Consider the following 6,539-nt stretch of genomic DNA (forward strand, 5'->3'; position numbering starts at 1 on the left):
GCCGGAGCGCTGGTACGTGCCCCGTCGGCGGTGGGTTCAGTGGCGGATGAGGCGGTCGGACATGCCGGCCGCGAGCGCCGCCAGCGCCGCCGTCACGGCCACCGCGGTCAGCACCGCCTGGGCCGGGGCCGCGGCGAGCGCCAGGGTCAGCGCGGTGACCGCGAGCAGCGGGCCGGCCGCGTACCAGGCCAGGTAGATCAGCGGGCCTGGCCCGCCGACCGGCGAGCCGCCGCCGAGGAAGAGCAGCTGCGTACGGGCCGGGCCGCGGGCCGCCGAGACCAGCGCGGCGGCGGTGAAGGGCGGCGCGCACAGCGGGATGAGCAGCAGCGCGACCGGATGCCCGGCCACCGCGAACGGCACGGCCGCCAGCAGCCCCAGGCCCACGCCGAAGACCGCCGGCACGATGCCGTGGTGCAGCATCACCGTACGGAAGCGGTACGGGGCCCAGGCGGCCCGCCGTACGTCGTCGGTCTCCAGGCGGGCGGGCTCGGCGAGCGTGCCGACCGCGAAGTAGCCCAGCAGCAGGCCGACGACCAGGCCCACCCAGCGCCGCTCGCCGCCCAGGTCCGCGCCGAGCGCGGCGATCCCGGCGCCGCACGCCGTCCACACCGCGGCCTTGCCGAGCCGCCCGGGGGCGCGCAGCAGCGTGAGCAGGTCCCGCCAGACGACGACGAGGTGCCGCCCGAGGCGGCCGTGCGGGGGCCGCAGCCTGAGCCGGACCCCGCTGTCGCCTTCCGTGCCGGCCATGATCGCGAGCTTGGCGGCGCGCAGCTCCAGGGACCACGCGACGGAGGAGACCGTCGCGGCGGTGGCCGCGCGCTCCCGCAGCCGGGCGGTGGGCACCCGGCCGGCGTCGCGGTGGGCGAGGGTGAGGGCGGCGGCGGTCATCGCGACCAGCAGCGCGACGGCCGCGGGCCAGGCGGGCGCGGCGGGTCCGGCCGCCCCGCCGGTGGTGACGGTGGAGGTGACGACGACGCGCACGCCGGTGGTGGGGACGGGCGTCGTGGGGTGCGTCAGCGCGGTGGCGGCGTGCGCCGCCGGGACGGCCGCGCTGTGGACGGCGTGGACGACCGGCTGCGCGGCCCAGCCCCAGGGGCCGCTCCACAGCTCGACCTGCTCGACCGCCGGCGAGCGGTGGCCGTGGGCGGCGAGCACGGTCTGGGCGGCGAGCGCCGCGAGCAGCAGCACGGTGGGGGCGGTCCAGCGGCGTACCGCCCGGGCCCAGCCCGGCCGCCGCTCCACCGCCATGGCCAGCGCGACCGCCAGCAGCGGCAGGCATACGGCCGCGGGCAGCGCGGCGAGCATGGCCTTGCCGAGCGGCGCCAGGTCGGTGACCCGCAGCACCGCGGCCCCCGCGAGCCCGCCCAGTACCCCCACGGCGAGCGCGAGCCCGGCGGTGAGCCGGAACCACGGCCGCAGGATGCGCTCCCGCCTGACCGGCTGCGCCAGCAGCCACCCGGCGGTGGGCCCCGGTACGACGACGGGCCCGCGCCACAGGGCGTCCCGGGCCGCGACGACGCCGAGCGCGAGCGCGCCGAAGGCGAAGAGGGCCGGCATCCCGGCGCTGAGGTCGCGCGCGGCGTCGGCGTAACCGGAGCCGTCGCGCAGGCCGCGGAAGAAGCTCACGACGAAGCTGCTGCCGTAGCCGGCGAGGGCGATCACGACGGTGTACGCCACGACCGCCATCTCGCGCCCGCGCGCCCGCCGGTGCGCGCGCCGCCGGCGGCGCAGCCACGCGAGCGTCTCGTCGGTCCGGTCGTCGTCCTCCTCGGACCAGGGGGCGTCGTCGGGGTCGGTGTCGGGGTCGGGGCCGGGGTCGTCTTTGCCGTCGCCCTCGCCGGGGGCGTCGGGGTCCGGGCCGGGGCTGTCCGCGTCGTCCGGGGTTTCGGGGGCGGCGCCGGCGCCGGGGTCGGTGCCGGGTGTGGCGTGCGGTGCGGGCTGGGTGCCGTCGTCGTCCTCGGCGCGCGGGCCGGTGCCGGGCCCGGGGCCGGTGCCGGTGTCGGCCGGGTTCGCGTCGGGGCGGGTGGGGCGGCGGCGGTCAGTCATGGCGGACGCCCAGTTCTGCCAGCACCGCCGCCGGGGGGCCGTCGGCGACGACGTGGCCGTCCTCCAGGGCGACGAGGCGGTCCGCGACCGCCAGCGCCAGCTCCGCCTGGTGCGTGGCCAGCAGCACCGCGTTGCCGTCCTGCTTCTCCGTGACCAGCAGCTCCGCGAGCCGTACCCGGGCGGCCGGGTCCAGCCGCTGCTCCGGTTCGTCGAGGATGAGCAGGTCACGCGGCCGTACCAGCGCCGCCGCCAGCAGCAGGGACTGGAGCTGGCCGGAGGACAGGGATCCGGGCAGGGCCCGGGCGTGGTCGGTGAGCCGGCGGTCGGCGAGGACCTGGTCGATCCAGGCGTCCGCGTCGTCCACCGCGTGCGCGACCGTCACCAGCTCCAGGTGCTCGCGCACGGTCAGGTCCGGGTAACAGGAGATGGCGTCCCCGACGACCGCGACCCTGGCCCGTACCTGCGGATCGTCCTCGTTCACCGTGCGCCCGGCGAAGAGCGCGTCCCCGGTCGTGGGCACGTCCCTGCCCGCGGCGATCCGCAGCAGCGTGGACTTGCCGGAGCCGTTGCGGCCGTAGAGCGCGACGCACTCGCCGGCGCGCACCTCCAGGTCCACCGGGTGCAGCGCCCGCCGCTGCCCGTACGTCCGGCTGACCTTCCGCAGCCGCAGCAGCGCGCTGCTGCCGCCGGCCGTCGCACGCATGGTGCCTCCGCGAGGGGGTGAGTGGGGTGAGAGGGGGACGAGAGGGGGTGAGAGGGGGGAGGAGGTGAGGGGTCTGTCCGGCCGACCCTAAGGCACGGCCCGCGGACGCCGCACGGCAGGCGTCTTGACGTGCGGGGGCGGGGCTCTGTACGTCTTATGGGAGCGCTCCCATGCACGCCTCGGGGGCGTCCCCCCACCCGGAAGGACCCGGACATGTCCCGTTCTGCCCCGCACGTCAGACCCGCGCAGGCGTTACTGCTCGCGCTGCTGCTCGTCCTCGGCGCGGTGGCCGCGCTCGGCGGCGCCCGTACGGCGTCGGCCTCGGCCGCCCCCTCCGCCGCGGCGGCGCACCCCGTGCGCGTCATGCCGCTCGGCGACTCCATCACCGGCTCGCCCGGCTGCTGGCGCGCGCTGCTGTGGAACCAGCTCCAGGACGCCGGCTACACGAACATCGACTTCGTGGGCACGCTGCCGCCGCAGGGCTGCGCGGTGCCGTACGACGGCGACAACGAAGGCCACGGCGGCATCCTCGCGACCAACATCGCGAACCAGAACCAGCTCCCGGCGTGGCTCGCCGCCACCTCGCCGGACGTCGTGCTGATGCACCTGGGCACGAACGACGTCTGGAGCAACATCGCGCCGGCGCAGATCCTGGCGGCCTTCACGAAGATGGTCGGCCAGATGCGCGACAGCAACCCGGCGATACAGGTGCTGGTCGCGCAGATCCTGCCGATGGACCCGAGCAATTGCGCGGAGTGCGCGCAGCGGGTCGTCGCCTTCGACGCGCAGATCCCGGCGTGGGCGGCGTCGGTCAGCACGGCCCAGTCGCCGGTGACGGTGGTGGACCAGTGGACCGGCTTCGACGACGCGACGGACACGGTGGACGGTGTGCATCCGAACGACGCGGGGATCGCGAAGATGGCGGCTCGCTGGTATCCGCCGCTGGCCGCGCTGCTGAGCCAGGACGGCGGGACGGCGGGCGGGACGTCGGCCGGGACGTCTGCGGGGACGTCTGCCGGGACGTCGGTGGGTACGTCGTCCGGTACGTCGGTGGGTACGTCTGCCGGGACGTCCGCGGGGACGTCGACCGGGACGTCGGTGGGTACCTCCGCTGGTACGTCGGCCGGCTCCACCGCCGGTTCCACCGGCGGGACCGGGAGCCCCGCGTGCACCGCGGCGCTGACGGTCAGCAGCTCGTGGCAGGGCGGCTACCAGGCCGCCGTCACCGTCACCGCCCAGCAGGCGATCACCTCCTGGACGGTCACGCTCACCGGTGTCGTCGTGAGCCAGGGCTGGAGCGGCACGTTCGTCACGAACCCGGACGGCTCCGTCACCGTCCACAGCGAGCCCTGGAACGGCACGCTCGCCGCCGGCGCCTCGACCACCTTCGGCTTCATCGGCGGCTCCACCGCCCCGACTCCGCCCCTCACCCTCACCTGCACCACGCCCTGACGCCCTGACGCCCGCCGGTGGTCCGTCCCGTACCGCAGGGGCGGGCCGCCGGCGTCAGCTCGCCGGGGTCGGGCGGGCCAGCAACTCGCGGGCCAGGGCGCGCAGTTGGATGTCGGGGTGCGACTCCTCCAGCGGGGAGGCGCCGAGCAGGCGGGTCGGGGAGGTCGCGAAGTCCTTGAGGGTGGGGTGCAGCTCTTCCGGGACGGGGACGGGGCCCGGCCCGAGGGCGGCGAGGGACTTCAGCGCGTGGAAGCCGACCGGCGTCGGGGCGACGGCCTCCGTCAGGATCGGGATCGTACGGTCCGCGGAGCCGGTGAGGTGGAAGACGGCCTCGGCGGCGGTGACGCGGGTCCACTCGCGGGTGGCCGTCAGATGCGCTTCGACCAGCGGGAGCAGCGGGAGCGCGGCCGGGCCCAGGTCGCGCAGCCGGCTGAGGTGCCAGTGGGACTCGCCGGGTGAGGACAGCAGCGCCTCGAAGGTGCCGAGGGCGGGCGCCGGGTCGCCGGTCAGCTCGTAGTGCGCGACGGCGGACGCGGCGCGGACGGACGCGTCACGGTGGCCCATCGACGTACGCAGCAGCGCTTCGGTCTTCGGCGTGCGGGCCGCCGCGCCCAGGCGGCGGGCGGCGACGATCGGGGCGCGCTCCGAGCGCAGGGCGGCGATCAGCTCGGCCTGGGCCTCGCGTATCGCCTCGGGGCCGAAGGCGGCGATCGCCTCGACCAGGGCGATCGCGTCGTTGCCCGTCGCACCGGCGGCGAGGCCGGCCCGCAGAAGCGGGACGAGTTGCGCGGCGGCGTCCGGGAAGTAGGTCGGGGCCGCGCGGAGGGTCGCCGGGTCGGGGCGGGCCGGGAGCAGGTCGAGGGCGCGCGGGTCGCGGGCGCGGACCAGGGCGAGCAGGGCCGGCTTCGCGGTGAGCGGTTCTGCGGCGCGGGCGTAGGCGTGCAGGGTGTCGCGCAGGTCGGCGCTCGGGGCGGGGTGCAGGGCGATCCAGCGGGCGACGGCCTGGAGACGGTTGGCGCGGGCGCGGGGTTCGTGGTGGTGGGGCAGGGCGGCGAGCATGAGGTCGAGGAAGGCGGGCTCGTGGTCGCGCCAGTCGTCGACGATCTGCTCGGCGAGCCAGGAGCCGCGCGTGCCGAGGTCGCCGGCGGCGATCCAGCGGGCGGCGACGGTGAGGCCGGCGGTGGGGTCCTGGGAGAGCAGGGTGGTGAGGTGGGCGTCCTGGGTGTCGGTGCCGGGCCAGGGGAAGTCGTCGCCGCCCGGGTCCGGTTCCGCGCCTGCGCCTGCGCCGGCCTCGGCGAGGACGGCCACGACCTCGGGGGCGTAGGGGGCGCCGGAGCGGTGGGCCGCGAGGATCGCGGCGGCGAGGCGGACTTCGGGCTCGGGGCTGTCGAGGGGCGCGGGCTCGCCGCCGAGCAGGGCGCGGACGACCATGGCGTCGGCGCGGACGGCTGCGACCGGGTCCTCGGCGAAGAGGGCGTCGGCGTGGGTGGTGGCGGCTTTGCGGAGGTCGTCGGGGAGGAGGCCGGCGACGGCTGCGACGACGCGGAGCGCTGCGCGGCGGACCTCGCGTTCGGGGTCGCGGGTGCTGGGGAGGAGGTGGGGCAGCTCGCGGATCAGCTCGGCGCAGACGGTGGCGACGTGGCCGGTGGGTGGGGTGTCGGTGTGGTCGGCGAGGACGGCGAGCAGCATGAGCAGTTCCGCGCGGCGGGCGGGTGGGGTGGTGGGGGTGGTGGCGGCGTGCGCGAGAAAGGGGACGGCGGGGGCGGAGGCTTCGTACACCGTGCCCTGGTGGTGGATGTTGCCGTAGAGCTCGTAGATCGCCTCGCCGGCTTTTTCCTCGTCGTCGAGGTAGAGCGCTTCGAGCAGCTCGGGTACGTCTTCGGCGGAGCCGTACGCGTGGGTCAGCTCCTGCCACGGGACGTGCGGCAACTCCTCCGGCGTGCGCATGCGGGGGCCTCTCCTCGGCGCGATGACGTTCCCTCAGATACGGGTCCGACCTTAGCTGCCACCACTGACAGTGAAGTCACCGGCGTGCGGGTGCGCGGTCGGTTCGGGGGGTGGGGTGGTCGGGGGCGCTCCGGGGGGTACCTCCTCGGACTGCGCACCATGGCCTGCGTCCGCATTCGGTGACCTCTTGTCGTGCGCAGTCCTGCGGGGGCACCCCCCGGATCACCCCCTCCCGCCCGTCGTCGGGCGGCTCTCCGCCGGTGGGGGGATCGCTCCCTTCCGTCCGTCCGCCGGGCGGCTCTCCGTTGGCGGGGGTGGGGGTGGGTGGGTGAGCGCCCCTGCCGTACGTCCGTCGGCGTCCGCAGGCCGGTGGGGGTGGTCGGGTGGGTTG

4 protein-coding genes are annotated in these 6,539 nt (G+C 76.5%); 1 reads left to right on the plus strand and 3 read right to left on the minus strand.

The features are described from left to right. Nucleotides 1–36: 36 nt before the first annotated feature. Both HCN08_RS32265 and HCN08_RS32270 read right to left on the minus strand, forming a co-directional pair. Nucleotides 37–2,046, minus strand: a complete 2,010-nt coding sequence (locus HCN08_RS32265; RefSeq protein WP_167986869.1) for a hypothetical protein — start codon at nt 2,044–2,046, stop codon at nt 37–39. Next, on the minus strand, nt 2,039–2,749 hold the full coding sequence (locus tag HCN08_RS32270; RefSeq protein ID WP_167986870.1) for an ABC transporter ATP-binding protein: 711 nt from the start codon (nt 2,747–2,749) through the stop codon (nt 2,039–2,041). The genes HCN08_RS32265 and HCN08_RS32270 overlap by 8 nt, the downstream gene beginning before the upstream one ends. A 213-nt stretch (nt 2,750–2,962) precedes the next feature. On the opposite strand from HCN08_RS32270, the gene HCN08_RS32275 reads away from it, so the two are divergent. Further along, complete coding sequence (locus tag HCN08_RS32275; protein WP_167986871.1) at nt 2,963–4,201, plus strand: GDSL-type esterase/lipase family protein; 1,239 nt, start codon at nt 2,963–2,965, stop codon at nt 4,199–4,201. A gap of 54 nt (nt 4,202–4,255) precedes the next feature. Here HCN08_RS32275 and HCN08_RS32280 read toward each other — a convergent pair whose 3' ends face one another. Next, nucleotides 4,256–6,148 carry a hypothetical protein gene (locus tag HCN08_RS32280; RefSeq protein ID WP_167986872.1) on the minus strand — a complete coding sequence of 631 codons (1,893 nt, stop codon included), beginning with the start codon at nt 6,146–6,148 and terminating at the stop codon, nt 4,256–4,258. Nucleotides 6,149–6,539 lie beyond the last annotated feature (391 nt).

This window comes from Actinacidiphila epipremni (genome assembly GCF_012034175.1).
Classification (GTDB): Bacteria; Actinomycetota; Actinomycetes; order Streptomycetales; family Streptomycetaceae; genus Actinacidiphila; species Actinacidiphila epipremni.